The following is a 24,437-nucleotide window of genomic DNA, read 5'->3' on the forward strand; positions in this document are numbered from 1 at the left end:
CGCCGTCGGCGCCGCCGCAGACGCCGCAGCCGACGCCGCAGCCATCGCCGCCGATGCGGCAGCCGAGGCCGTCCGCGCCGCCGAGGAAACCGGCACCGCCCCCGCCAGCGAGGCGGCCCGCAGTGCCGAGGCCGCCGCCGAAGCCGCGATCCAGGCCGCCAGCCGCGCGGCCGAAGCCGCCGCCGAAGCACCGCCCGCCGACGTCGCCTCGGACGTGGCCGACGCCGCTCAGGACGCCGCCGCGGCCACGCTGGATGCGGCCTCTGCCGCCGCCACCGCCGCCCGCATCGAGGCACTGCTGACGCCGCAGGGATTTGATCAGGCCGAGGTCGCCCGCATCATCGACGAGGCCGCGATCCCGGAACAGCAAAAGGCCACGCTGCGCCGCCTGATCGAGACCGCCGGAAACAACCCTCAACTGCTGGCCGCCGCGCTGGAGCAGGTCAAGGCGGTGATGCGCTGATGCAGGTTCCGGTTCACGAGTTCGCGTCGTTTCTTGACCGCACCCCGGACCAGATCGCCAAAGGCCCCATCGCCATCATCCTGATCGAGGACGACACCGCCGTTCCCGAAACGATCACGCATCACATCGGGTGCGGATTTCGCCATGTTCTGGCGCTGTCCGACCGCCCGCTGGACCTGCCGGACGGGATGGCGGGCGACATGGCGGCACGGGTCACGAACCTGATTTGCGAGACGCGCCGACCCGACGCCCATGTCGGGGTGGTCAACCGGATCATCGCCGCCGTCCCGCCCGCGACCTGGCTCTATTACTGCTTCAACGCCGAGTTCCTGTTCTATCCTTTCTGCGAAACCCGCAGCGTGGGCGAGATGCTGGCCTTCCACACCGAAGAGCGGCGCGATGCGATGCTGAGCTATGTCGTCGATCTCTATGCGGCGGATCTGAGCCTGCATCCGAACGCGGTCGATCTGGACCGGCCGCTGTTCGACCGCACCGGCTATTACGCGCTGGGGCGCAAGGGGCCGGACGGGCACACGCTGGATCGGCAGCTGGATTTTCACGGCGGATTGCGCTGGCGCTATGAGGAACTGCTGCCCCCCGACCGCACGCGCATCGACCGGATCGCGCTGTTCAGGACGCAGCCGGACCTGAAGGTGCTGGCGGACCATCGCTTCAATGTCGCCGAATACAACACCTATTCCTGCGGCTGGCACCACAATCTGACAGCCTCGATCGCCTCGTTCCGCGTCGCCAAGGCACTGGCCACCAACCCCGGATCGCGCGATCTGGTCCGGGACATGACATGGCGCAATTCGCACCCGTTCCGGTGGGACAGCCAGCAGCTGATGAACAAGGGCCTGATGGAGCCGGGGCAGTGGTTCTGACCGCGCGCGGACATGCCTTGGGCGTGTTCACGGGCCGCGCCTGCAACGCCCGGCACTTGCGTCAGACTGACCCCGGATGATAGACGCAGCAGAACTTGGAAGGAATATCGGCCCCATGGGCCGGACAGGAAAGGCACGACCCGGATGGCAATGACCCAGACCAGCTTCGACCGCGACGACCTGCTTGCCTGCGCGCGCGGAGAGCTGTTCGGCCCCGGCAATGCGCAGCTTCCCGAACCGCCCATGCTGATGATGGACCGCATCACCGATGTGTCCGAGGATCGCGGCGAACATGGCAAGGGCCATATCGTCGCCGAGTTCGACATCACCCCCGATCTGTGGTTTTTCACCTGCCATTTCCCCGGCAACCCGATCATGCCCGGCTGTCTGGGCCTTGACGGGTTGTGGCAGCTGACCGGCTTCAATCTGGGCTGGCGCGGCTGGACCGGGCGCGGCTATGCGCTTGGCGTGGGCGAGGTCAAGCTGACCGGCATGGTCCGCCCCGACCGCAAGCTGCTGCGTTATACCGTCGATTTCACCAAGGCGATCCAGACCCGCCGCCTGACCATGGGCGTGGCCGATGGACGGGTCGAGGCCGATGGCGAGCTGATCTATCAGGTCCGTGACATGAAAGTGGCCCTGTCGGCCAACTGATCCCTCAACCGACCACATCGAGCAAGGAGGCCGCCATGCGCCGCGTCGTCATTACCGGGCTAGGTATCGTCTCGCCCATCGGCAACACCGCCGAAGAAGTCACCGAAAGCCTGCGCACCGGCAAGTCGGGGATCGTCGCGGCCCCCGAATATGCCGAACACGGCTTTCGCAGCCAGGTCCACGGCATGCCGCAGATCGTGCTGGAAGACCATATCGACAAGCGCAACCTGCGCTTCATGGGCCCCGGCGCCGCCTATAACTTCATCGCCATGGAACAGGCGATCAAGGACAGCGGGCTGGAAGAGGGCGACGTGTCCAACCCCCGCACCGGGCTGATCATGGGTTCGGGCGGCCCGTCGACCAGCAATTTCTTCGAGGCGCATCGCATCGTCATCGAAAAGGGCGCGCCCAAGCGCATGGGCCCGTTCATGGTCACGCGCTGCATGTCGTCGACGAACTCGGCCTGTCTGGCGACGCCCTTCAAAATCAAGGGCGTGAACTATTCCATCACCTCGGCCTGCGCGACATCCGCGCATTGCATCGGCAACGGCGTCGAGCAGATCCAGCTGGGCAAGCAGGACATCGTCTTTGCCGGCGGCGGCGAAGAGCTGGACTGGACCCTGTCCTGCCTGTTCGACGCGATGGGCGCGATGTCGTCCAAATACAACGACACGCCCGAGACGGCATCCCGCCCCTATGACGCGACCCGCGACGGGTTCGTGATCGCCGGCGGCGGCGGCGTCGTGGTGCTGGAAGAATTGTCCCACGCGCTGGCGCGCGGCGCGAAAATCTATGCCGAGGTCACCGGCTATGGCGCCACCAGCGACGGATACGACATGGTCGCCCCCTCGGGCGAGGGCGGCGAGCGGGCGATGCGTGTGGCGATGGCCACCCTGCCCGAGGGCCGGAAGATCAGCTATATCAACGCGCATGGCACCTCGACCCCGGTGGGCGATCTGGGCGAGATCAAGGCGATCCGCCGCATCTTTGGCGAGGGGGCGACCCCGCCGGTCAGTTCGACCAAGTCGCTGACGGGCCATTCGCTTGGCGCGACCGGCGTGCATGAAGCCATCTATAGCCTGCTGATGTTGCAAAATGACTTCATCGCGGCCTCGGCGAATGTCGGCACTCTGGACCCCGAAATTCAACCGGGCGAAATTGCCACCAGCCGCGTGGACAATGCCGGGCTGGATTCGGTCCTGTCGAACAGCTTCGGCTTCGGCGGCACCAATGCCACGCTGGTCATGTCGCGCTATCTGGAATGATGTGAGGAACGGTTCATGGGTGATCTTCTGAAGGGCAAGCGCGGGCTTGTGATGGGGGTCGCCAATGAGCGGTCCATCGCGTGGGGCATCGCCCGCGCAGCTGCCGCCGAGGGCGCGGAACTGGCCTTTTCCTATCAGGGCGAGGCCTTCGGCCGCCGGGTCGCGCCGCTGGCCGCCTCGGTCGGGTCGGACCTGCTGGTCGATGTCGATGTGACCGACGATGCCTCGCTGGACGCCGCCTTTGCGGCGCTGGCCGAGCGGTGGGGCAAGCTGGACTTTCTGATCCACGCGATCGCCTTTTCCAACAAGGACGAGCTGACCGGCCGGTTCATGAACACGAGCCGCGCGAACTTCAAGCACAGCCTTGAGATTTCGTGCTATTCGCTGATCGAGGTGGCGCGGCGCGCCCATCCGATGATGCAGCCGGGCGGGTCGATCATCACGCTGACCTATGGCGGCTCGAACCGGGTGACGCCGTTCTACAATGTCATGGGCGTGGCCAAGGCGGCGCTGGAGGCCAGCGTGCGCTATCTGGCCAATGATCTGGGCCCCGATGGCATCCGTGTGAACGCCGTCAGCCCCGGCCCGATGAAGACGCTGGCCGGGGCGGCCATCGGCGGGGCGCGCAAGACCTATCGCCATACCGAGGCCAACGCGCCCCTGCGCGCCAATGCCACGCTGGAGGCGATCGGCGGCACCGCCGTCTGGCTGCTGTCGGACTGGGGTGCCTGCACCACCGGCGAGATCGTGACCGTGGACGGCGGCTATCACGTGCTGGGCATGCCGCAGAGCGAGAATTTGTGAGGGAGGGCCGGGGGCGCTTCGCCCCCCGGACCCCCCGAGGATATTTGGGGACCAAAGCAGGTGAGTGACGGCGTTTTTGCGGCAAGTGACGGGGCGCGGATTGCCTTTTCGGATCACGGGGCGGGGCTGCCGGTCCTGTGTCTGGCCGGGCTGACCCGCAATAGGGCCGATTTCGACTATGTGGCGCCGCATCTGGACGGGGTGCGGCTGATCCGGATGGATTATCGCGGGCGCGGGCAGTCGGAATTTACCGGCGCTGCCAGCTATACGGTGCCGCGCGAGGCCCGCGATGCGGTCGAATTGCTGGACCATCTGGGGGTGGCGCGGGCGGCGGTTCTGGGGACCTCACGCGGGGGGCTGAACGGGTTGTTTCTGGCCGCGACCGCGCATGATCGCCTGCTGGGGCTGTGCCTGAACGATGTCGGCCCGGTGATCGAGCGGGCGGGGCTGGAGAAGATCTTTGATTATGTCGGGCGCAATCCGGCGGCGCAGACCCATGCCGCGCTGGCGGAGCGTCTGGCCGTGGTGATGACCGGGTTTTCCGATGTGCCCGAGGGCCGTTGGCTGCAGGATGCGCGCCGCCATTACGACGAGACGCCCGGGGGTTTGCAGATCCGCTATGATCCGGCCCTGCGCGAGGCGTTTCTGGCCGCGTTTCAAGGGGATGCGCCCGATCTGTGGCCCTTGTGGGAGGCCACTGCGGGCCTGCCTGTGGCGCTGATCCGGGGGGCGAATTCGGATCTGCTGTCGGTGGCCACCGCCGATGAGATGCAGCGCCGCCGCCCAGATCTGATCCGCGCGGATGTGCCGGGGCGCGCGCATGTGCCCTGGCTGGACGAGCCTGCCGCGCTGGCCGCGCTGCGCGACTGGCTGTCCGCCTGCGGGACCGTGCACTAGCCCGCCTTCGCGCGCAACACCGGAAAGATCGCGGCTGACAGCCCCGCCCCCGGAGTGAAGACCAGCGCAATGACCCGGCGCCACCAGCGGGCGGCCCGGATCGCGGTCCCGCACTTCGGGATGGCGAAGCGCAAGGCTGGCCGAGCTGCCGGACCGGCGCACGGAACTGACGGTGCAGCAGGCGCAGGAGGGTGACAGTCTCGGGCCGGGGCCTGTCTATACGATCCCGCCCGGCCTCGGCCTGCTGATCGAAGGGGGGCGGCTGCTGCTGACCGATGTCGACCAGCCGCGGCTGGAAGGGGCGGCGGCACAGCCGGGCGCCGATCTGCATGTCGTCGAGCGCCCGGACCAGCGGCTGACGCGCTTTACATTTTAGCGTGGCCGCGTCGCCGTCAGGGTGGTGACGCCCGATTGGCCCGGAAGACGCCCGTTAAGTATAGACATATATCCGGCCTGCATGATACGGCCTGCTCGTTGAAAGTCGTCAGTACGATCAGATAGAGCAGATATGACCCGCATTCCGTTCAGAAGAACTGCAAAGCGGATCTCTGCAAAGATATCGAGAATGGCCGAACAGATCGGCGTGTCGATGCGCCAGGCCACGCCGGTGGTCAATGTCATGACCTCGTGCGGGGGCCCGGATTCCGATATCGCGCAGGTCCTGATCAAGTCCCTCTCCCTGACCCAGCCGAACGACCGGATCAACTTCTGGTTCTTCTATCTGGATGTCCCGGACACGACGCTTGCGGTCCTGAAATCCTATTGTGACAGCCTTGGGAATGTCAGGTTTCACCCGGTTCAGGTGCAGGAAGCCGAGGCGTTCGACGAGCTGCGCGTTCTGGGTGGCAAGCCCGACGCCGAACGCTTCCTGTGGTTCATGGCCCATCGCTATCTGCCCGCGAAGCTGGACCGTGTCCTCTACATCGACGCGCTGGATGCGATCGCGGTCGACAATATCCGCCCCTTCCTGTTCCAGAGCCTTGGCGGAAAATATGTCGCGGCCTGCCGCGAGGGGCATCTGTTCACCCGCCATCCGCTGCCCAGCAAGCCGCCCGCCATCGAGGCCTTCCGCAACGGCGAAAGCCTCGATGGCCTCAGCCGGATGTCGCGTGGTCTGTTCAACAGCGGCACGATGGTCATCAACCTGAAAAAGATGCGCAAGGATGGTCTGGACATCGAATTCTATGCGCGGACCGCGCGATGGGCCGCGCAGGAAATGGGTCTGAGCTTTGGCGATCAGGGGCTGTTTTCACTGACCCATGGCAGCAATTTCAAACGCGCCGCCGATCGCTACAATTACCGCTTTTTTGCCGCAAGGGCGGCAACCAGCCCGATCGTGCCGGGGATCGTGCATTTCGTCGGGCATATCCGCAAGCCCTTCCGCCTCTGCTTCACACCTGAACAAGAGACAGCCATCCTCGGCCATCTCGCGCGCCACGACATCAAGTATCTCAGCCTGCCCGGCAAACAGCAGGTCTGGCCGCATTATTTCGCGCATTACCGGGCATGGTGGGACATCTGCAAGACCACCCCGGTTCATGACCGCATCGCAGCACCCGCGCAAAAGGCCGCGACCGAGATGGTGGAACGGATGAGGCCGCGGGCCGGTCCATAAGACGAGCGGCGGGCGACGGTCTGCACCGGATGGCCGGCTGCCAGCCATGCGCCGACACGACACTGAAACAGCGGTCACATGGCTGAGATCTCAGACAGGGAAAGGGTTGGTGCGGCCGAGAAGACTCGAACTTCCACTCCGGTTAAGGAACAGCGACCTCAACGCTGCGCGTCTACCAATTCCGCCACGGCCGCATCCGGGCAGTCCGCGCCTGATAGCCCGAAGCGCGGGGGTTGAAAAGGGGGAAAATGCGCGCCCCCTTACGCCCCCTTGCAGCCGCCTATTCCTGCGCGCGCAGCACCTGCGCCGGGCGCGCCGACAGGGGCCGCCACGCGAATGCCAGCCCCGCCAGCAGCGTGGCGATCACGCCGCCCGCCACGATCCCCAGGGCCGAGACCACGTCAAAGCGGAACCCCGTCTCCATCACGAAACGCATCACCGCCCAACCGGCCAGCCCGCCCCAGACCAGCGCCACCAGCCCCGCCGCCGCCCCCAGCAGCGCCGCGCGCAGCGCGAAGCTGGCAAGGATGCGCCCGCGCGTGGCGCCAAGCGTCTTCAGCACGGCGGCCTCGAAGACGCGCGCGCGTTCACCTGCCGCGGCGGCCCCGATCAGCACCACGAAGCCGGTCAGCAGCGTCGCCGCCGCCGCCCATGAGGTCGCGGCGGCGATCCCCGACAGCGCCTCGGCGGCACGGTCGATGGCCTCGCGCACCGGCACGGCAGTGATATTGGGAAAGCGGCGGCCCAGATCGCGCAGGATCGCGGCCTCGGCCTCGGGCGTGGCATAGACGGTCGCGATATGGGTGTGCGGGGCGGCCTGCAGCGCGCCGGGGTTCATCGCCATGACAAAGCCGATGCCCGCGGTGCTGAAATCGACCTCGCGGAAGCTGGCGATTTCTGCGGTGATGTCGCGGCCCAGAATATTGACGGTCAGGGTGTCGCCAAGCGCCAGCCCGATCTCGGTCGCGATTTCGTCCGAGATGCTGACCAGCGGCGGGCCTGCGTAATCCTCGGGCCACCATGCGCCTTGCGTGATGGTCGTGCCCGGCGGCGGGAGGGCGGCATAGGTCACCCCCCGGTCGCCGCGCAGCACCCAATGCCCGCCCGCCACCTCAGCGGCCGGGCGGCCATTGATCCCGGTCAGGATGCCGCGCAGCATCGGCGCGGTTTCCACATTCGAGACCAGCGGATCGTCGTCAAGCCGCGCCAAGAATTCGGGCAACTGATCCGTCTGGATGTCCACGAAGAAATAGGCCGGCGCCCGGTCGGGCAATTCGTTCTGAATGGCCTGACGCAGGTTCGATTCGACCTGCCCCACAGCCGCCAGCACCGTCAGCCCAAGGCCAAGCGACAGGATGACCGACATCGCCTCGTCCCGCGGCCCGCCGATCGCGGCCAGCGCCAGCCGCAGCGCGGGACGCCCCCGGACCGATCCGGCGCGCGCAGCCGCTTTCGCGGCCCGGCGCACCAGCATCGCCGCGACCAGCAGCACCAGAAACGCGCCCAGCACGCCCACCGCCGCCCCCAGCGCCAGCCCCGGCACGCCCGAGAACCACGCAGCAGCCCCCACCAGCGCCACCAGCGCCAGCCCGGTCGCCGCGACATAGACCGCGCGCGGCCAGCCCTGCGCCTCGCCCCCCGCCTCGCGGAACAGCGCCGCCGCCCGGATCTGCTCGCTCCGCGCCAGCGGCCACAGGGTGAACACGAAGGCCGTCAGCACGCCATACAGCGCCGCCTCGGCCAGCGGCGCGGGATAGGGCCGGAACACGGCAGGCACCGGCAACCGCGCCTCCAGCAGCGGCGCAAGGGCCAGCGGCACGCCCGCGCCAAGGATCAGCCCGGCCAGCACGCCCAGACCCGTCATCGCCCCGATCTGGATGAAATACACCCAGAAGATGGTCTGCCCGGACGCGCCCAGGGTCTTGAGCACCGCGATCACCTGCGTTTTCCGCGCCAGATAGGCCCGCACCGCCGCCGAGACGCCTACGCCCCCCACGGCCAGCCCGGTCAGGCCCACCAGCACCAGAAAGGCGCCGATCCGGTCCACGAACATCTCGATCCCCGGCGCGCCGCGCCGCGCATCGCGCCAGCGCGCACCGCTGTCGGGGAATGCTGCGCGCAACTCATTGCGCATCGCGTCCAGATCGGTCCCCTCGGCCAGCGACAGCCGATAGCGGCTGTCAAACAGCGTCCCCGCGCCCAGCAATTCGCTGTTCTCCAGCGCCTGCCGCAGAACCAGCGTGCGCGGGCCAAAGCCAAAGCCCGCCGCCCCCGCATCCGGCTCGGTCACCAGCGCGGCGGTCAGCTGAAACTCCTGCACGCCCAGACGGAACGTATCGCCAATCTCCAGCCCCAGCCGGTCGCGCAGCAGCGGCTCGACCACGGCGCCCGGCAGGCCCGAGGGCTGCACCCCCAGCGCCTCCTCCACGCCCATCGGCGGGTCAAACTCCGCCTCGCCCACCAGCGGCCACAGCCCGTCCACGCCCTTCACCTGAGTCAGCGCACGCTCATCGCCCACCACCAGCATCGAGCGGAAATCGACGATCTCCGAGACCGCCGTGGCGCGCGCCTCCAGCCAGTCACGTTCCGCCGGATCGGCAAAGCGATAGGTATAGCTGACCTGCGCATCGCCCCCCAGCAGGGCGGCCCCCTCGCGCGCCAGCCCCGCCTCGATCGCGGCGCGGACCGATCCGACCCCGGCAATCGCCGCCACGCCAAGCGTCAGGCACACGAGCAGGATCCAGAAGCCCTGCAGCCCCCCGCGCAATTCGCGCCGCGCGATGCGGGCAGCAATCGCGATGCTCATTCCGCCGCACTCCGCAGATCCTGCCCCGCGATGCGGCCATCGGCCAGCCGCACCACCCGGTCGCAGCGGGCGGCCAGCTCGGGCGCATGGGTGACAAGGATCAGCGTCGCGCCATAATCCTCGCGCAGCCCGAACAGCAGATCCATGATCGCCTGCCCGTTGGCGCCGTCCAGATTGCCGGTCGGCTCATCCGCCAGCAGGATCGCGGGCCGGGGGGCGGCGGCACGGGCCAGCGCCACACGCTGCTGCTCGCCGCCCGACATCTGGCCGGGGTAATGGTCCAGCCGCGCGCCCAGTCCGACGCGGCGCAATTCCTCGGCGGCAATCCCGAACGCATCGCGCACGCCCGCCAGTTCCAGCGGGGTCGCGACATTTTCAACAGCCGTCATCGTCGGGATCAGGTGGAAGGATTGAAACACCACCCCCATATTGCCAAGACGAAAGCGGGCCAGCGCATCCTCGTTCAGGGCGGTCAGATCCTGACCAAGCGCATGGACCTGCCCCCCGGTGGCGCGTTCCAGCCCGCCCATGATCATGAGGAGCGACGATTTGCCCGACCCCGAAGGCCCGACCAGCCCCACCGTCTCGCCCCGCCGCACATCCAGCGTGATGCCCCGCAGGATCTCGACCGGACCGGCATTGCCTTGCAGCGTCAGTCGGGCGTCTTGCAGGCGGATCACGGCTTCGGCCATCGGGTCGGTCCTTGGATTGCTGCGGGCGGTGATGCCCCGCGCAGGATATGGGTCCGCGCGCAGGATTGGCAACCGGATCGCCGCCGCCGTTCTGCCCGTCATGCTGCTGACAGCGCCCGTGGCCGCGCAACCGCTGGTGCTGACGGCCATGGGCGACAGTCTGACGCAGGGCTATGGCCTGCCCGCCGAAGAGGGGTTCGTGCCCGTCCTGCAGGCATGGCTGACCGAACGCGGACATCAGGTGCAGGTGATCAACGCGGGCGTCTCGGGTGATACGACCGCAGGCGGCGCCGCACGGATCGACTGGACGCTGGCCGAGGCGCCCGATGCGATGATCGTGGCGCTTGGCGGCAACGATCTGCTGCGCGGCATCGACCCGGCCTCCAGCCGCGCCAATCTGGCCGCGATCATGGATGCGGCAGAGGCGGCGGACGTGCCCGTCCTGCTGGCGGGCCTGCCCGCGCCGGGCAATTACGGCCCCGATTTCCGCCGCGATTTCGAGGGCATGTATGTCGATCTGGCCGCCCAGCATGATGCGATCCTGGTGCCCGATTTCCTCGGCCCCATCGGCGAAAAGGCCACGCAGGGCATGTCGCTGGCCGATCTGATGCAGGAGGACCGCATCCACCCCAATGCCGAAGGCGTGCGCCAGATCGTCGAGGCCCTCGGCCCGCAGGTCGAACAGCTGCTGGACCGTGCCCGCGACGGCAACGCGGCAGACGGCTGATCCGGTTGCGGCCCCGCCCCCGCCGGGCTATCTGGCCACTATCAGACAGGAGCGCCCCATGATCGTCATCGCCGCCGCCCTTATCGGAGCCCTGCTTGGCTGGCGCCGCGCCGCCCAGTTAAAGGGCAACCGCCGCGACCGGGCGCAATATGCCTTTGCCTATGCGCTGGGGATGGCCATGATCGGCGTGTTCGCCACCCTCATCATTCACCGGATGTCGTAATGTTCCTGCCCTTCCTCGACAGCTTGCGCCGGCATCAGGTTCCGGTCTCGCTGCGGGAATGGCTGGACCTGATGGCAGGCATGCAGGCGGGCGTTGCGGGCTGGTCGGTCGATGGCTTTTACAGCTTCGCCCGGCTGGTGCTGGTCAAGGACGAACGCCATATGGACCGCTTTGACCGGGCGTTTTCCGAGACCTTTTCCGGCCTTGAAACCATCCCGGTCGAGGCGCTGGTGAACGAACGCGCCCTGCCCCGCGAATGGCTGGAAAAGCTGGCCGAAAAGCTGCTGACCGACGCCGAGAAAGCCGCCATCGAAGGCTCGGGCAGCTTTCAGGCGCTGATGGACAAGCTGCGCGAGCGTCTGGCCGAACAGCAAGGCCGCCATCAGGGCGGCAACACATGGATCGGCACGGCGGGCACCTCGCCCTTTGGCGCCTATGGCTACAACCCCGAAGGCGTGCGGATCGGACAGGAGGCCAGCCGCCAGAGACGCGCCGTCAAGGTCTGGGACAAGCGCGAATTCCGCGATTTCGACGACAGCGCCGAGCTTGGCACCCGCAATATCAAGCTGGCGCTGAAACGCCTGCGCCAATGGGCGCGCCATGGTGCGGCGGACGAGCTGGATTTGCCCGCCACCATCCGCGCCACCGCCGATCACGGCTATATCGACGTCCAGATCCGCCCCGAGCGGCGCAACGCCGTCAAGGTGCTGCTGTTTCTGGACGTGGGCGGCAGCATGGACGACCATATCCGCGTGGTGGACGAGCTGTTCAGCGCCGCCCGCGCCGAATTCAAGCACATGCAGCATTTCTATTTCCACAACTGCATCTACGAGGGGCTGTGGACCGACAACCGCCGCCGCTGGACCGAGCAGACCCCCACAATGGACGTGCTGCACCGCTATGGCCGCGATTACAAATGCGTGATCGTGGGCGACGCCTCGATGTCGCCTTATGAGATCGCCGTGCCCGGCGGCGCGAATGAACACATGAACCCCGAGGCGGGCGAGGTCTGGCTGCGCCGCCTGCGCGAGACATGGCCCGATCATGTCTGGCTGAACCCGGTGCCCGAACGGCATTGGGGCCAGACCCAGTCCATCGGCATGATCGGGCGCATCTTCGAGGCCCGGATGATGCCGCTGACACTGGAGGGGCTGACCGGCGCCATGCGCCAGCTGGGATAAGGTGCCGCAGGCGCTGGTGCAGCCACTGGCGCGGCGGGCATATCGCGCCCATATTGGCGCCATGAGATATTTGCCTATCCTGCTGCTGGGCCTCTACCTGCTCGCCATGTGGTTCTTTTCCGCATGGCGCCTGAAGCAGGATCTGAACCAGAAATCCGCGCCCCTGCGTCACCCGCGCCTGACCCCGATGCTGGAACGGCTGGGCCGCGCCATGGACCTGCCCCCGATCCGCGCCCATATCTACGAGGTCGAGCCGGTGAACGGCCTTGCCGCCCCCGATGGCCGCATCTTTCTGACCCGTGGCTTTATCCGCAAGCTGGACGCCTGCGAGGTCACGGCCGAGGAAATGGCCAGCGTCATCGCGCACGAGCTGGGCCATGTCAGCCTGGGCCATTCCCGCCGCCGCATGATCGACTTTGCCGGTCAGAACGCCATCCGGCTGGCGCTGGCGGGCGTGCTGGGCCGTTTCCTGCCCGGCATCGGCACATGGATCGCCAATCTGGTCGCCACCGCCATCGCCGCCCGCCTCTCGCGTCAGGACGAGTTCGAGGCCGACCGCTTCGCCAGCGCGCTGATGATCAAGGCGGGGCTGGGCACGGAACCGCAGAAAACCCTGTTCCAGAAGCTGGACCACCTGACCGGCAGCAGCGGCCCCGGCGCCCCGGCATGGTTCCTGTCGCACCCGCCCGCCGCCCAACGCATCGCCGCGATCGAGGCGCATGAGGCACGCTGGAAAGCCCCCTGATCCACGGCACCGGCGCGCGGCAAGGGCTTGTCGCAACAGGGAATTGTCCTATGCTGCGCCCTGACAGTGAGGCCCCGCATGACCCGCCCCTTCCGCCGACGCGTGCTGTATCTGCCGGGCTTCGATCCGATCCCGCCGCGCCGCTACCGCGAGCTGTTCCGCCGCGAGGGGTCTGAACAGGCGCATCTGTCGGGCTATGATCTGACCATGCTGCCCCCCGATCCCGGCGGCGCCCATTTCGGCTGGCGCGCGCAAACGGTCACCGCCGGGCAGCCCGCCGAGGCACAGATCGAGGTTCTGGTCTGGTCCGACATCGTGCAGGCATCCATGCAGCGCGGCATTCCGGGCACCTATGCGCAACTGGCCCGCACCGCATGGACCTATATCGCCACCGGCACCCTGTCGCGGCTGGCCCGCCTGCGGCGCGGCCCGGTGATCGCGGCGCTTTACCCGATTGCGGTGCTGCTGGTGCAGCTTGGGCTGGCGCTGCTGGCGGGGGCGCTGGCGGGCTGGGGCGTGGCGATGCTGGCCGGTCCATGGCTGGGCTGGCCGGTCGGGCTGGCCACGGTCTGGGGCGTTCTGGTGCTGGGGCGGCGGCTGGATCACCGGCTGTTCGCCTATTACCTGATGCATGATTACGCCTTCACCGCCGCCCATCGCGGCGCCTATCCGCCCCAGCTAGAGGCGCGGCTGGCCGCGTTCCGCGCCCGTCTGGCCGCCACCCTGTACGAGGATCTGGACGAGGTGCTGGTCGTGGGCCATTCCTCGGGCGCCTATCTGGCGGTGTCGCTGCTGGCCGATCTGCTGCGGCAGGGGCCGCGCCCGGCAGGCCCCGAACTGTCGCTGCTGACGCTTGGCCATGTCGTGCCGATGGCCGCCTTTCTGCCCGAGGCCACGCGGCTGCGCGACGACCTGCATTTTCTGGGCCGGGCCGGGGGGATCTTCTGGCTGGATGTGACCGCGCCCGGCGATGCCTGCTGCTTTGCGCTGTGTGATCCGGTGGCGGTCTGCGGGCTGGCGGGCGCCGATCAACGCTGGCCGCTGGTGATCTCGGCGGCCTATACGCAGACCCTGTCGCCCGAAAAGCAGGCGGCGCTGAAAAACCGCTGGTTCCGGCGGCATTTCCAGTATCTCTGCGCCTTTGACCGGCCCGGCGATTACGACTATTTCGCCATCACCGCAGGCCCGCAGACGCTGGCGCAGCGCTTTGCCGGGCGCGCCCCCTCGCCCGGTCGCATCACCCGCCCCGTGGGCGCCCGCACATGAAAGCCCGCACATGAAAGCCCCCCGCCCGCAAGGCGCCGAAGGGCGCGGCACATTGCTGGGCCTGATGCGCGGCTTCCGGCGCGACCTGCTGACGGCTTTGCCCGAGCGCCTCTATAACGCCTGGATGGCCGAGTTCAGAAACCCGCTGATCCACAGCTTTTTCTGCAACGACCCCAAACTGTTGCGCCTGATCCTTCAGGAACGACCCGAAGATTTCCCGAAATCGGACCGCATGCGCGAGGGGCTGGCGCCGCTGCTGGGCAACGGGGTGTTCATCTCGAACGGCGCCGAATGGGCGCATCAGCGCCGCATCATCGACCCGGCCTTCGAGGGCGGGCGCGTCCGCCACAGCTATCCGGCCATCCTTGACGCCGCCCGCGCCGCCGCCCGCCGCCTGCCCGCAGGCGAGGTCGATATCGAGCCGCAGGCCGCTCATACCGCAGCCGATGTGATCTTTCGCAGCCTGTTCTCGATGCCGGTCGATGAGGGCATCGCCGCCGAGGTCTTTGCCGCCTTCCGCGCCCATCAAGAGGCGCAGCCGCTGGTCAATCTGGCCGCCCTGCTGCCGTTGCCGCGCTGGCTACCGCGCCCGCATTCGCGCCGCACGCGGGCGACGGCGGGGCGCATCCGGGGGCTGATCGCGGATCTGGTCGACACCCGGATGGCCGCGATCAGCGCCGGCACCGCCCCCGACGATCTGGCCACCAAGATCATGTCCACGCCCGATCCCGAAACCGGGCAGTGCTTTACCCGCACCGAGATGGTCGATCAGGTCGCGGTGCTGTTTCTGGCCGGGCACGAGACCAGCGCCTCGGTGCTGGCATGGGCGCTGTGGCTGCTGGCCGAACATCCCGACTGGCAGGCACGCGTCGCCGCCGAATCCGCGCTGCTGACGGATGATTTCGCCTGCGTCTCGCGCCTGAGCGCCAGCCGCGCCGTCTTCCGCGAGGCGCTGCGCCTTTATCCCGCCGTCGCCATGTTCGTGCGCGAGGCGACCCGCCCGGAAACCTTCCGCGACCGTGCCGTGCCGCGCGGCGCGCAGCTGGTCGTCTCGCCCTGGCATCTGCACCGCCATCAGCGGCTGTGGGACCGGCCCGACGATTTCGACCCGGCCCGCTGGGATACGCCCGAGGGCCGCGCCAGCGCGCGGACCGCCTATCTGCCCTTTTCCGCCGGTCCCCGCGCCTGCCCCGGCGCCGGTCTGGCCATGGCCGAAGGCCCGGTCATGCTGGCCGCCATCGCAGGCGCGCACCGGCTGGAGGTGACCGCACGCCGCCCGCAGCCCGTGGCGCGGCTGACGATCCGCGCCGCCGACGGCATCTGGCTGCGCCTGACCCCCCGCGCCTAGCGGAACAGGATCAGCGAGCCGGGCGACCAGGCCAGCCGCGTGCGGGTGCCCACCTCCTGCACGTCGCGGCCAAAGACATTGCGCATGGAAATCCGCACCGTCCGCGCCGTGCCATCCAGCCGCGCCACCCCGTCCAGCCGCAGATCGTAATAGGTCATGTCGCCGTAATAGACGACCTCGTCGATGACCGCCGCCGTTTCGCGCGGCTGGGTGTGAGCCTGCCCCGCGCCCAGCAGCGTCATCGTCTCGGGGCGGAAGCCCACCGTGGGGGCGGCGTCCTCGGCATCGGCGCGGCTGATCTGGGCAGACGGAATCTCGACCTGCCCCAGCCCGGCGATATCGACCATGGCGCCGGTCCCGGTCTCGGACAGGATCTGCGCGGGCAGGAAATTCATCACGCCGATGAAATCCGCCACGCGGCGGGTGGCAGGCCGCGCATACAGCGCCTCGGGGCCGTCCAGCTGCGCGATCTCGCCCTCGAACATGACGGCGATGCGGTCGGACATGACCAGCGCCTCTTCCTGATCGTGGGTCACCAGCACAAAGGTGATGCCGACCTGCCGCTGCAGCTTGATCAGCTCGACCTGCATCTGCTCGCGCATCTTGCGGTCCAGCGCCGACAAGGGCTCGTCCAGCAGCAGCACCTTGGGTTTCAGGATCAGCGCGCGCGCCAGCGCCACCCGCTGCCGCTGCCCGCCCGACAGCGCATGCGCCGCCCGCGCGCCATAGCCCCGCAAGCCCACCATCGCCAAAGCCTCATCGACCGCAGCGGCCTTGTCGGCCTTGGATCGCGGATCGCGCCGCAACCCAAAAGCCACATTCTCGGCCACCGTCAGATGCGGAAAGATGGCATAGGACTGGAACACCATATTGGTGGGCCGCTTGTTGGCGGGCACATCATCCATGCGCCGCTCGTCGATCAGGATGGCGCCGTCGCTGATCCCCTCGAACCCTGCGATGGTGCGCAGCAGCGTGGTCTTGCCACAGCCCGACGGCCCCAGCAGCGAGAAGAACTCGCCCGACCGGATCGTCAGGTCGATCCCGCGCAGCGCGTGATAATCGCCATAGTATTTGTGCACGCCCTGACATTCGATCATGGGCCGACCTTCGGCCAGGCGGTCGCAACGGGTCTCGGTCACAGCAGGCCTCCGGTGGGCTTGCCGCCGATACGGGCATTGCCCCGGCGGCGGAAATATTCGCCAAGCGCCAGCAGGGCGATCGACAGCACGACCAGCACCGTCCCCAGCGCCATGATGACCGGGATCGCGCGCGGAAAACGCAGCTGGCTGAAGATATAGGTGGGCAGCGTCGGCTCGTTCCCGGCCAGAAAGAAGGCGATGATGAACTCGTCCAGACTGATGGTGAAGCTGATCAGCAGCGCGCTGATGATGCCGGGCATGACCAGCGGCAGCGTCACCAGCCGGAACGCGCCCCATTTGCTTTCGCCCAGATCAAAGGCCGCCTCTTCAAGGCTGCGGTCCAGCGTCGAAAACGCCGTCGACAGCACCGCGATGGCATAGGGCATGCAGATCAGCGTGTGCCCCACGATCACCGTCAGGATCGACAGCTGCACCCCCACCCCCAGCAGCACGACCAGCAGCGACATGGCCACGATGATCTCGGGCAGCACCATGGGCAGCATGATGAACCCCATGATCCCGCCCTTGCCCGGAAAGACGAACCGGGTCGAGGCGCGGGCCGCGAAGATGCCAAAGCAGGTCGCCAGGATCGAGGCCGACACGGCAATGGTCAGCGAATTCGCCAGCGCCCGGCGCAGCGTCGTATTGCCCCACATCTGGCCGAACCAGTCGGTGGAAAAGCCCTGCAACGGAAAGGCAATCACCGTGCCCGAATTGAAGGCGAAGATCGGCAGCAGCAGGATCGGCGCATAAAGAAACAGCAGATAGAACAGCACATAGACCTGCAGCCCCCGGCCCGATGCGTGGTTCATTGGCGCGCCCTCAGAAAGCGTCGGTTGAGAAACAGGAACACTGCGCTGACCACCGCCACCACCAGCATGGTCGTGACCGCCAGCGCCGATCCCAGGGGCCGGTTGTCCAGCGCCAGCATCTGCACCTGAATGAGGTTGGCGATCATCGGGATTTTGCCGCCGCCGATCACCTCGGGCGTGACATAATCGCCGATGGTGGGGATGAACACGATCAGCGTGGCCGCGATCACGCCCGGCATGGCCAGCGGCAGGGTCACCCGCCAGAAGGTCATCATCCGGCTTTCGCCCAGATCGCGCCCGGCCTCCAGCAGCGAGCGGTCGATCTTTTCCAGCGCGATGAAGATCGGCAGGATCGCGAATGGCGCATAGGCATGGGCCAGCGTGATGACGATGGAATTGACGTTATACAGGATGAAGGTCAGCGGTTCGTCGATAATGCCCAGACCCGTCAGCGTCGTGTTCACCACCCCGTTGAAGCCCAGGATCACCTTCCACAGAAACACCCGGATCAGATAGCTGGTCCAGAAGGGAATCGTGATCAGAAACAGCCACATCGCCTTGCGTTCGGGGCGGACGTAAAAGCTGACGAAATAGGCGACCGGAAAGGCCAGCAGCACCGTCACCAGCGTCACCACCGCCGCCACCCCCAGCGAGCGGGCCATCACCACCCGCACGATCGGATCGGTGAACACCTCGGCGTAATTGGCCAGCGTCAGCTCGCGGATGATCTCCAGATAGCCGTCGGTCAGGAAACTGGTGGCAAGGATGGTCAGCAGGGGTGCTGCCAGAATCAGCAGCGCAAAGAGAAACGGCGGCGCGATCAGCGTCAGCCCGGCTTTCGCCTCTGAATCCAGTCTGACTTTCGCCATCCGCCCCTCATGTCGCCGCGTTCACCGGCCCTGTCGCAATTCCTTCCACAGCCGTCGCGGCAGGAAAAGAGATTTCTGCGCAGGGCTCAGCGCCACCAGCGCCCGGTGATCGCCAGCCGCGCCAGCGAGGCGCGCCGCTGAAAGCCCGAAAGCTGGGGCATTTCGGTCAGCGGATCGACCCGGCCCTGACTGATCTCGGACAACAGCCGCGGCACCCGCACGCCCGGATACAGCGCCGCTGCCGCGCGTTTGGGCAGTTTGCGATGCAGCCGCGCCGCCATGCGCAGGCCCTCGCGCGCGGTGTCGGCAAGGCGGCTCAGATCCTCGGGGCGCGGATCGGCCAGCCCCATCCCCATCGCCTGCAGCTGCGGCAGCGCGCGCAGCCATGCCGCCAGCCCGGCGCCGCGCGCCTGATGGGCCACGATCTCGCGCGTGCTCTCGGGGGCGCCACAGCGCTGCGCCGCCGCCCAGATCAGGCCCCCCGCCGTCGCATCGACATAGGCCACGACCTCATCGGTGCTTCCAAACGGCACCCGCGCGCAATCGCGCCTGCGCGCCTCGGCCAGCGGCTCCAGCCGGCCCGCATCCGCGCCCCATGCCTCCCACAGGGGGGTCAGCACGTCATGCAGCGGCGGCGCGGTGCCCCGCCCCATCTCGGCCAGCCGGTCCACCCACCATTGCACCCGCATCTCGGCCAGCATCGGCTCGACCGACTGAAACGGCGCCCGCGCGATTTCAAGGTTCAGCGCATAAAGCGTGACCAGCGCCGGACGATCCCCCGGCGCGGCCACCAGCACGGCGCCAAAGCGCAAAGGGTCATGCTCGCGCAGTGCCTCGGTGCAGGCGGTCAGGGTCATGCGCCGTGCGTCCGCGCCAGATCGGCCAGCCGCGCCGCATCAAACCCCGCCGCCAGCGCCCATTCCGCGCCCTTGGCCGTGTCCTTGACCTCGACGCCCGCCTGCGCAAACCCGTCGCGGATCGCATCGGCACGGGCAAAATCGCGCGCCTTTCGCGCCTCGGCCCGCGCCGCCAGCAGCGCCTCGATCTGGCCCGCCACCGCGTCGCCCGCCTCGGCCCATGTCCCCATCGCAGGCTCCAGCAGCCCCAGCATCCGCGCCGAGGCCAGCAGCCCGGCGCCGTCCCCCTTGGCCGCCAGCTCGTGCAACACCGCAATGACGCCCGCAGTGTTCAGGTCATCGGCCAGCGCCGACAGGAAAGCGGGCGCCGGGATTGGCGCGGGTTCGATGCCCGCGACGATCCCACGCCAGCGGCGCAGCACCGCCTCGGCCTCCGCCGCCTTCGCCTCGGTCCAGTCCATCGGCTTGCGGTAATGCGTCGACAGCATGACAAAGCGGATCACCTCGCCCGGCACGCCCTTCTCCAGCAAATCCCGCACCGTGAAGAAATTGCCCAGAGATTTGGACATCTTCCTGCCCTCGACCTGCAGCATCTCATTGTGCAGCCAATAGCGCGCAAAGCCCGCATCCGGATAGGCGCAGCAGCTTTGCGCGATTTCGTTCTCGTGATGCGGGAATTGCAGGTCGATGCCGCCGCCATGAATGTCAAAGGACGGCCCCAGCAGCGCCGCCGACATGGCCGAGCATTCGATATGCCAGCCCGGACGCCCCCGGCCCCAAGGACTGTCCCAACCGGGCACATCCGCATCCGACGGCTTCCACAGCACGAAATCCATCGGATCGCGCTTGAACGGCGCCACCTCGACCCGCGCGCCTGCGATCATGTCATCGACCGAGCGTCCCGACAGACGCCCGTATTCGGGATAGGACCGCACATCGAACAGCACATGGCCCGCCGCCTCATAGGCGTGGTTCTTGTCGATCAGCCCCTGAATCATCTCGACCATCTGCACGATGTAATGGGTCGCGCGCGGCTCGGCTCTGGGGATTACCTCGCCTCGGATATGAGGTCGCAATGCGCCAAGCGCGTCCATATCGGCGTGATAGAACGCAATGGTTTCCCCGGACCGCTCAGCCACCAGCTCTTCCAGCGACAGGGGCGACCCGGCGGCCTTGCGGCGCTGCGCCTCGGCGTTGATCTTGTCATCCACATCGGTGAAATTACGCACATAGGTCACCGCGCCCGCGCCATAGACATGACGCAGCAGCCGCACCAGCACGTCAAAGACCAGCACCGGCCGCGCATTGCCCAGATGCGCGCGGTCATAGACCGTCGGGCCACACAGATACAGCCGCACATTCGTCGCGTCGATCGGCTGGAAATCCTCTTTCCGGCGCGTGCGGGTATTCATCAGGCGGATCTGCACCATCTGCGGGCCTCTTGCGAAAACTGGACCGGGTCTAGCGCATCGCCCCCCGGCTTTCCACCCAGCCAATCAGCCGCGGCAGGCAGTCGCGATGCAGGTCATAGCCGTTCAGGATCGTGTCGCGCGCCGCCGCCCGCAGCCGGGCCGCATCAGGATCGCCCGCAAGCCCCCGGATCAGCGCCCCCGACAGGGCCGCGCGGTCAAAGAACGGCACCAGCCGCCCGTTCCCGCCGTCGCGGATCAGCTCGCGCACCGGCGCCGTGTCCGAGCCGACGATATAGGCCCCCGCCGCCATCGCCTCGGTCAGCGACCATGACAGCACAAAGGGATAGGTCAGATAGCAATGCACCCGCGCAATGCGCAGCAGCGACAGGTAATCGGCGTAAGGCACCCGGCCCATGAAATGCAGCCGCGACAAATCCAGCCGGTCGCCCAGCTCGGCCAGCATCTTCGCCTTCCAGCTGTCGGCATCCTGCGGCTGACCACCATAGCTGACCCCCTCGGCGCCGACCACCACCACCTGCGCATCAGGACGCGCCGCCATCACCTCGGGCAGCGCCCGCATGAAGGTGTGAAAGCCCCGATACGGCTCCAGCGAGCGTGACACATAGCTGAGCACCTCATCCCCCGCCGCCAGCACCCGCCCGCCCGGCAGGGTCAGCCGCGCCTGCGGGTCCGGGCTGACGCGGCCGGTGTCGATCCCGTCATGGATCACCGCGATCTTGCCGCGCAGCTCGGGCGGAAAGCTGTCGGCCTGATAGCGGGTCGGCGCCACCGCCCCGTCGGCCTGCACCATGGCCTGCACCAGATGGGCGGATCGGGCGACGGTCAGAAACCGCGTCTCATCGCGGTCGGGGCTGATCTCGGGGTCAAAGCCCACATCCTGCCCGCGCGTGCGATACATCAGTTCCGCATAGACCAGCAAAGTCGCATCGGGCCAGATCTCGCGCAGAAACAGCGTCTCGCCCCAGCCGGGATGGCCGATGATGACATCGGGCACAAAGCCGTGCCGGTCGCGCATCGCCCGCGCGCCCCGCGCCGCCAGCAGCCCGCGTTCGGCGAATTCCGCATAGGGCCGCCCCAGCGCACTGCCCGCAGTCACCGGATCGGGCGATTTGTAGCGCAGCACCCGCACCGGGCTGGGGCGCTGGTTCTTTTCATCGGTCAGCGCCAGAACCTCGTGCCCGCGCGCGGCCAAGGCCGGGGCCAGATGCGGAAACTGACCCGGAAAATTCTGATGAACGAACAGGATCTTCATTCGGCAGCCACCGGAAAGGCCGCTGCCAGCAGCGCGCGGGTATAGTCGTCGCGCGGCGCGTCATAGATCTGCGCCGTCTCGCCCTGCTCGACCACCTCGCCCGCGCGCATGACCATGATCTTGTGCGACATGGCGCGCACCACGCGCAGATCGTGGCTGATGAACAGGAATGCCAGCCCGTATTTGCGCTGCAACCCGCGCAGCAACTCGACGATCTGGACCTGCACGGTCATGTCCAGCGCGCTGGTCGGCTCGTCCAGCACCACGACCCTGGGGCGCAGGATCATGGCGCGGGCAATGGCGATGCGCTGGCGCTGCCCGCCGCTGAACTCATGCGGATAACGATGCATCAGATCGGGGTTCAGCCCCACCTCGGCCATGATCTCGGCCACCATCTCGCGCCGGTCGCGGCCCGGCTGGACACCGTGCACGCCCAGACCCTCGGCCACGATCTGCTCGACCGTCATGCGCGGCGACAGGCTGCCGAACGGGTCCTGAAACACGATCTGCATGTCGCGGCGCAAGCGCCGCAACTGGCCGCCGCCCCAGCCCGCAATATCCTGCCCCATGAACAGGATCGGGCCGCGGCTTTCGATCAGCCGCATGATCGCCAGCGCCAAGGTCGTCTTGCCGCTGCCCGATTCGCCCACGATGCCAAGGGTTTCGCCCGCATGCAGGGTCAGCGTGGCGCCATTGACGGCCTTGATATGGCCAACCGTGCGCCGCATCAGCCCCCGCTTGATGGGAAACCAGACCTTCAGATCGCGCGTCTCGACCAACACCTCGCCGTCCGGCGGCAGCGGCTGGGCCAGCCCCTCGGGCGCCGCCGCCAGCAGCTTTTGCGTATAGGGATGCCGGGGCCGTGCGAAAATCTCCTCGACCGGGCCCTGTTCGACGATCTCGCCATCCTTCATCACGCAGACGCGGTCGGCGATACGGCGCACGATGCCCAGATCATGGCTGATGAACAGCATCGACAGCCCCTCATCCGCCTTCAGCTCCGCCAGCAGATCCAGAATCTGCGCCTGAATCGTCACATCCAGCGCGGTCGTCGGCTCATCCGCGATCAGCAGGTCCGGGCCATTGGCCAGCGCCATCGCGATCATCACCCGCTGCCGCTGCCCGCCCGACAGCTGATGCGGGTAATCCGCCAGCCGCGTTTCAGGATCGCGGATGCCCACACGGGTCAGCAATTCGATGATCCGCGCCCGCGCGGGCGCCCCCGACAGCCCCTGATGCAGCGCCAAACTCTCGGCCAGCTGCTTTTCCAGCGTGTGCAGCGGGTTGAGCGAGGTCATCGGCTCCTGAAAGATAAAGCTGATGTCGTTGCCCCGGATCTGGCGCAGCACCTTGTCGGGCGCACCGACCAGTTCGCGGCCCGCATAACGCACCGATCCCTCGACCACAGCCGAGCCCGCCAGCAGCTGCACCGTCGACAGCGCCGTCACCGATTTGCCCGAGCCGGATTCCCCCACCAGCGCCACGGTTTCCCCCCGCGCGACATGAAAGCTGACACCCCGGACGGCGGTGGTGATCTGCCCCTCGGACCGGAACCCGATGCGCAGATCGCTGACCGCCAGCACCGCGTCTGACGGCGCAGACGGCATCGGATGCACCTCGGGCGCGCCTGCCATGCGGTCGCCATGCGCCTCGGACACCGCCGCCTGCGCACCAACGGCAGGCCGGGTCGGGGTCAGTTCGGGTTGATCCGTGCTCATCGAAAGGTCTTTCGCGGGTCAAAGGCGTCGCGGATGCCCTCGAAGATGAACACCAGCAGCGACAGCATGATCGCAAAGGTGAAAAATGAGGTAAAGGCCAGCCACGGCGCCTGCAGATTCTGTTTCGCCTGCAGCGCCATTTCCCCCAGCGAGGCCGAGCCTGCGGGCAGCCCGTATCCCAGATAATCCAGCGCCGCCAACCCGCTGATCGTGCCGGTGACGACAAAGGGCAGCATGGTCAGCGTGGCGACCATCGCATTGGGCAGGATATGGCGGAACATGATCTTGCGGTCGCTGACGCCAAGCGCGCGGGCGGCACGGACATATTCGAAATTCCGCGCCCGCAGGAACTCGGCCCGCACCACGCCGACCAGCGCGGGCCAGCCGAACAGGATGGTGACAAAGACCAGCAGCCAGAAACTGCGCCCCAGAATCGCGAACAGGATGATGATGACGTACAGCCCCGGCGTCGAGGCCCAGACCTCCAGCACCCGCTGGAACACCAGATCGGTGCGCCCGCCGAAATAGCCCTGGATGGCCCCCGCCGCGATGCCGATGGATGATGCCACCACCGTCACGATCAGCGTGAACAGGATCGAGGTGCGGAAACCATAGATCACCCGCGCCAGCACATCGCGCGCCGTGTCATCCGTGCCCAGCAGGTGATTGCTGTCCGGCGCGCTTGGCGCGGTGCCGACATTGTTGATGGTGCGGTAATGATAGGGCACCGGCGGCCAGATCATCCAGCCCTGCTCGGCCTGCGGCACATCGCTGGCACCCGTCTGCA

The 24,437-nt window shown here is 67.5% G+C and carries 24 protein-coding genes and 1 tRNA gene; 14 read left to right on the forward strand and 11 right to left on the reverse strand.

The features are described from left to right. The 8 genes from ACK41U_RS02540 to ACK41U_RS02575 form a co-directional block, all read left to right on the forward strand. A partial coding sequence (locus tag ACK41U_RS02540) for a hypothetical protein (protein ID WP_409675474.1) occupies positions 1 to 463 on the forward strand: 463 nt, incomplete at its 5' end. Then, a complete protein-coding gene (locus ACK41U_RS02545) occupies positions 463 to 1,347 on the forward strand; it encodes a glycosyltransferase family 2 protein (RefSeq protein ID WP_409675477.1) in 885 nt (294 codons plus the stop codon). The genes ACK41U_RS02540 and ACK41U_RS02545, both read left to right, overlap by 1 nt. Positions 1,348 to 1,491: 144 nt before the next feature. Beyond that, positions 1,492 to 2,001 carry a bifunctional 3-hydroxydecanoyl-ACP dehydratase/trans-2-decenoyl-ACP isomerase gene (fabA, locus tag ACK41U_RS02550; RefSeq protein WP_409675480.1) on the forward strand — a complete coding sequence of 170 codons (510 nt, stop codon included), beginning with the start codon at positions 1,492 to 1,494 and terminating at the stop codon, positions 1,999 to 2,001. A gap of 35 nt (positions 2,002 to 2,036) precedes the next feature. Further along, a complete protein-coding gene (gene fabB, locus ACK41U_RS02555) occupies positions 2,037 to 3,266 on the forward strand; it encodes a beta-ketoacyl-ACP synthase I (protein ID WP_409675483.1) in 1,230 nt (409 codons plus the stop codon). 15 nt (positions 3,267 to 3,281) lie between these two features. After that, positions 3,282 to 4,070, forward strand: coding sequence for an enoyl-ACP reductase (locus ACK41U_RS02560; RefSeq protein WP_409675486.1), 789 nt, complete (start codon positions 3,282 to 3,284; stop codon positions 4,068 to 4,070). 60 nt (positions 4,071 to 4,130) lie between these two features. After that, on the forward strand, positions 4,131 to 4,967 hold the full coding sequence (locus tag ACK41U_RS02565; protein ID WP_409675489.1) for an alpha/beta fold hydrolase: 837 nt from the start codon (positions 4,131 to 4,133) through the stop codon (positions 4,965 to 4,967). A 136-nt stretch (positions 4,968 to 5,103) separates the two neighbouring features. Next, on the forward strand, positions 5,104 to 5,343 hold the full coding sequence (locus ACK41U_RS02570) for a hypothetical protein (RefSeq protein ID WP_409675543.1): 240 nt from the start codon (positions 5,104 to 5,106) through the stop codon (positions 5,341 to 5,343). A 189-nt stretch (positions 5,344 to 5,532) separates the two neighbouring features. Beyond that, complete coding sequence (locus ACK41U_RS02575; RefSeq protein ID WP_409675492.1) at positions 5,533 to 6,582, forward strand: glycosyltransferase family 8 protein; 1,050 nt, start codon at positions 5,533 to 5,535, stop codon at positions 6,580 to 6,582. A gap of 107 nt (positions 6,583 to 6,689) precedes the next feature. Here the strand turns inward: ACK41U_RS02575 and ACK41U_RS02580 are convergent. From ACK41U_RS02580 to ACK41U_RS02590, 3 genes are all read right to left on the reverse strand, one after another. Continuing rightward, a tRNA-Leu gene (locus ACK41U_RS02580) sits at positions 6,690 to 6,776 on the reverse strand. Between the two features lie 86 nt (positions 6,777 to 6,862). Beyond that, a complete protein-coding gene (locus tag ACK41U_RS02585; protein WP_409675495.1) occupies positions 6,863 to 9,388 on the reverse strand; it encodes an ABC transporter permease in 2,526 nt (841 codons plus the stop codon). After that, entirely contained in the window at positions 9,385 to 10,080 is a 696-nt protein-coding gene (locus ACK41U_RS02590; RefSeq protein WP_409675498.1) for an ABC transporter ATP-binding protein, read from the reverse strand. The genes ACK41U_RS02585 and ACK41U_RS02590 overlap by 4 nt, the downstream gene beginning before the upstream one ends. Before the next feature lie 31 nt (positions 10,081 to 10,111). Here ACK41U_RS02590 and ACK41U_RS02595 point away from each other — a divergent pair, with 31 nt between their 5' ends. The 6 genes from ACK41U_RS02595 (at position 10,112) to ACK41U_RS02620 (ending at position 15,570) form a co-directional block, all read left to right on the forward strand. After that, positions 10,112 to 10,807 (forward strand): arylesterase, encoded by a 696-nt coding sequence (locus tag ACK41U_RS02595; RefSeq protein ID WP_409675501.1) that lies wholly within the window; start codon positions 10,112 to 10,114, stop codon positions 10,805 to 10,807. A gap of 58 nt (positions 10,808 to 10,865) precedes the next feature. Next, the gene (locus tag ACK41U_RS02600; protein ID WP_409675504.1) at positions 10,866 to 11,030 is read left to right on the forward strand and encodes a hypothetical protein; all 165 of its coding nucleotides are present in this window, start codon (positions 10,866 to 10,868) and stop codon (positions 11,028 to 11,030) included. Then, positions 11,030 to 12,211, forward strand: coding sequence for a vWA domain-containing protein (locus ACK41U_RS02605; protein ID WP_409675507.1), 1,182 nt, complete (start codon positions 11,030 to 11,032; stop codon positions 12,209 to 12,211). The genes ACK41U_RS02600 and ACK41U_RS02605 overlap by 1 nt, the downstream gene beginning before the upstream one ends. Positions 12,212 to 12,272: 61 nt before the next feature. Further along, positions 12,273 to 12,956, forward strand: a complete 684-nt coding sequence (locus ACK41U_RS02610; RefSeq protein WP_409675510.1) for a M48 family metallopeptidase — start codon at positions 12,273 to 12,275, stop codon at positions 12,954 to 12,956. A gap of 78 nt (positions 12,957 to 13,034) precedes the next feature. Then, on the forward strand, positions 13,035 to 14,222 hold the full coding sequence (locus ACK41U_RS02615) for a hypothetical protein (RefSeq protein WP_409675513.1): 1,188 nt from the start codon (positions 13,035 to 13,037) through the stop codon (positions 14,220 to 14,222). A gap of 10 nt (positions 14,223 to 14,232) precedes the next feature. Next, positions 14,233 to 15,570 carry a cytochrome P450 gene (locus ACK41U_RS02620; protein ID WP_409675516.1) on the forward strand — a complete coding sequence of 446 codons (1,338 nt, stop codon included), beginning with the start codon at positions 14,233 to 14,235 and terminating at the stop codon, positions 15,568 to 15,570. Here ACK41U_RS02620 and ACK41U_RS02625 read toward each other — a convergent pair. From ACK41U_RS02625 to ACK41U_RS02660, 8 genes are all read right to left on the reverse strand, one after another. Beyond that, positions 15,567 to 16,667 carry an ABC transporter ATP-binding protein gene (locus ACK41U_RS02625; RefSeq protein ID WP_409675546.1) on the reverse strand — a complete coding sequence of 367 codons (1,101 nt, stop codon included), beginning with the start codon at positions 16,665 to 16,667 and terminating at the stop codon, positions 15,567 to 15,569. The two genes, ACK41U_RS02620 and ACK41U_RS02625, sit on opposite strands and share 4 nt — an antisense overlap. 38 nt (positions 16,668 to 16,705) lie before the next feature. Next, positions 16,706 to 17,521 (reverse strand): ABC transporter permease, encoded by an 816-nt coding sequence (locus tag ACK41U_RS02630; protein ID WP_409675519.1) that lies wholly within the window; start codon positions 17,519 to 17,521, stop codon positions 16,706 to 16,708. Beyond that, a complete protein-coding gene (locus tag ACK41U_RS02635; RefSeq protein WP_409675522.1) occupies positions 17,518 to 18,390 on the reverse strand; it encodes an ABC transporter permease in 873 nt (290 codons plus the stop codon). Before ACK41U_RS02635 ends, ACK41U_RS02630 begins: the two co-directional genes overlap by 4 nt. A gap of 86 nt (positions 18,391 to 18,476) precedes the next feature. Then, positions 18,477 to 19,247 (reverse strand): squalene/phytoene synthase family protein, encoded by a 771-nt coding sequence (locus ACK41U_RS02640; RefSeq protein WP_409675525.1) that lies wholly within the window; start codon positions 19,245 to 19,247, stop codon positions 18,477 to 18,479. Continuing rightward, positions 19,244 to 20,677, reverse strand: coding sequence for a cysteine--tRNA ligase (cysS, locus tag ACK41U_RS02645; protein WP_409675528.1), 1,434 nt, complete (start codon positions 20,675 to 20,677; stop codon positions 19,244 to 19,246). Before cysS ends, ACK41U_RS02640 begins: the two co-directional genes overlap by 4 nt. A gap of 31 nt (positions 20,678 to 20,708) precedes the next feature. Beyond that, positions 20,709 to 21,932, reverse strand: a complete 1,224-nt coding sequence (locus ACK41U_RS02650; RefSeq protein ID WP_409675531.1) for a glycosyltransferase — start codon at positions 21,930 to 21,932, stop codon at positions 20,709 to 20,711. Continuing rightward, the gene (locus ACK41U_RS02655) at positions 21,929 to 23,539 is read right to left on the reverse strand and encodes an ABC transporter ATP-binding protein (RefSeq protein WP_409675549.1); all 1,611 of its coding nucleotides are present in this window, start codon (positions 23,537 to 23,539) and stop codon (positions 21,929 to 21,931) included. Before ACK41U_RS02655 ends, ACK41U_RS02650 begins: the two co-directional genes overlap by 4 nt. A 107-nt stretch (positions 23,540 to 23,646) precedes the next feature. Continuing rightward, on the reverse strand, positions 23,647 to 24,437 hold a 791-nt coding region (locus tag ACK41U_RS02660), incomplete at its 5' end, for an ABC transporter permease (RefSeq protein ID WP_409675534.1).

The sequence above is a fragment of the Paracoccus sp. (in: a-proteobacteria) genome (assembly GCF_046289755.1).
In the GTDB taxonomy this organism is placed as follows: domain Bacteria; phylum Pseudomonadota; class Alphaproteobacteria; order Rhodobacterales; family Rhodobacteraceae; genus Paracoccus.

Bases quoted from the DNA above. Each gene is read 5' to 3' on its own strand.
- ACK41U_RS02620 (WP_409675516.1), top strand. From the start codon at position 14,233: ATGAAAGCCCCCCGCCCGCAAGGCGCCGAAGGGCGCGGCACATTGCTG.
- ACK41U_RS02575 (WP_409675492.1), top strand. From the start codon at position 5,533: ATGGCCGAACAGATCGGCGTGTCGATGCGCCAGGCCACGCCGGTGGTC.
- ACK41U_RS02560 (WP_409675486.1), top strand. From the start codon at position 3,282: ATGGGTGATCTTCTGAAGGGCAAGCGCGGGCTTGTGATGGGGGTCGCC.
- ACK41U_RS02655 (WP_409675549.1), bottom strand. From the start codon at position 23,539: ATGCCGTCTGCGCCGTCAGACGCGGTGCTGGCGGTCAGCGATCTGCGC.
- ACK41U_RS02640 (WP_409675525.1), bottom strand. From the start codon at position 19,247: ATGACCCTGACCGCCTGCACCGAGGCACTGCGCGAGCATGACCCTTTG.
- ACK41U_RS02595 (WP_409675501.1), top strand. From the start codon at position 10,112: ATGCCCCGCGCAGGATATGGGTCCGCGCGCAGGATTGGCAACCGGATC.
- ACK41U_RS02545 (WP_409675477.1), top strand. From the start codon at position 463: ATGCAGGTTCCGGTTCACGAGTTCGCGTCGTTTCTTGACCGCACCCCG.
- ACK41U_RS02610 (WP_409675510.1), top strand. From the start codon at position 12,273: ATGAGATATTTGCCTATCCTGCTGCTGGGCCTCTACCTGCTCGCCATG.
- cysS (WP_409675528.1), bottom strand. From the start codon at position 20,677: ATGGTGCAGATCCGCCTGATGAATACCCGCACGCGCCGGAAAGAGGAT.
- ACK41U_RS02590 (WP_409675498.1), bottom strand. From the start codon at position 10,080: ATGGCCGAAGCCGTGATCCGCCTGCAAGACGCCCGACTGACGCTGCAA.
- ACK41U_RS02605 (WP_409675507.1), top strand. From the start codon at position 11,030: ATGTTCCTGCCCTTCCTCGACAGCTTGCGCCGGCATCAGGTTCCGGTC.
- ACK41U_RS02635 (WP_409675522.1), bottom strand. From the start codon at position 18,390: ATGGCGAAAGTCAGACTGGATTCAGAGGCGAAAGCCGGGCTGACGCTG.
- ACK41U_RS02585 (WP_409675495.1), bottom strand. From the start codon at position 9,388: ATGAGCATCGCGATTGCTGCCCGCATCGCGCGGCGCGAATTGCGCGGG.
- ACK41U_RS02600 (WP_409675504.1), top strand. From the start codon at position 10,866: ATGATCGTCATCGCCGCCGCCCTTATCGGAGCCCTGCTTGGCTGGCGC.
- ACK41U_RS02625 (WP_409675546.1), bottom strand. From the start codon at position 16,667: ATGATCGAATGTCAGGGCGTGCACAAATACTATGGCGATTATCACGCG.
- ACK41U_RS02630 (WP_409675519.1), bottom strand. From the start codon at position 17,521: ATGAACCACGCATCGGGCCGGGGGCTGCAGGTCTATGTGCTGTTCTAT.
- ACK41U_RS02650 (WP_409675531.1), bottom strand. From the start codon at position 21,932: ATGAAGATCCTGTTCGTTCATCAGAATTTTCCGGGTCAGTTTCCGCAT.
- fabB (WP_409675483.1), top strand. From the start codon at position 2,037: ATGCGCCGCGTCGTCATTACCGGGCTAGGTATCGTCTCGCCCATCGGC.
- ACK41U_RS02615 (WP_409675513.1), top strand. From the start codon at position 13,035: ATGACCCGCCCCTTCCGCCGACGCGTGCTGTATCTGCCGGGCTTCGAT.
- fabA (WP_409675480.1), top strand. From the start codon at position 1,492: ATGGCAATGACCCAGACCAGCTTCGACCGCGACGACCTGCTTGCCTGC.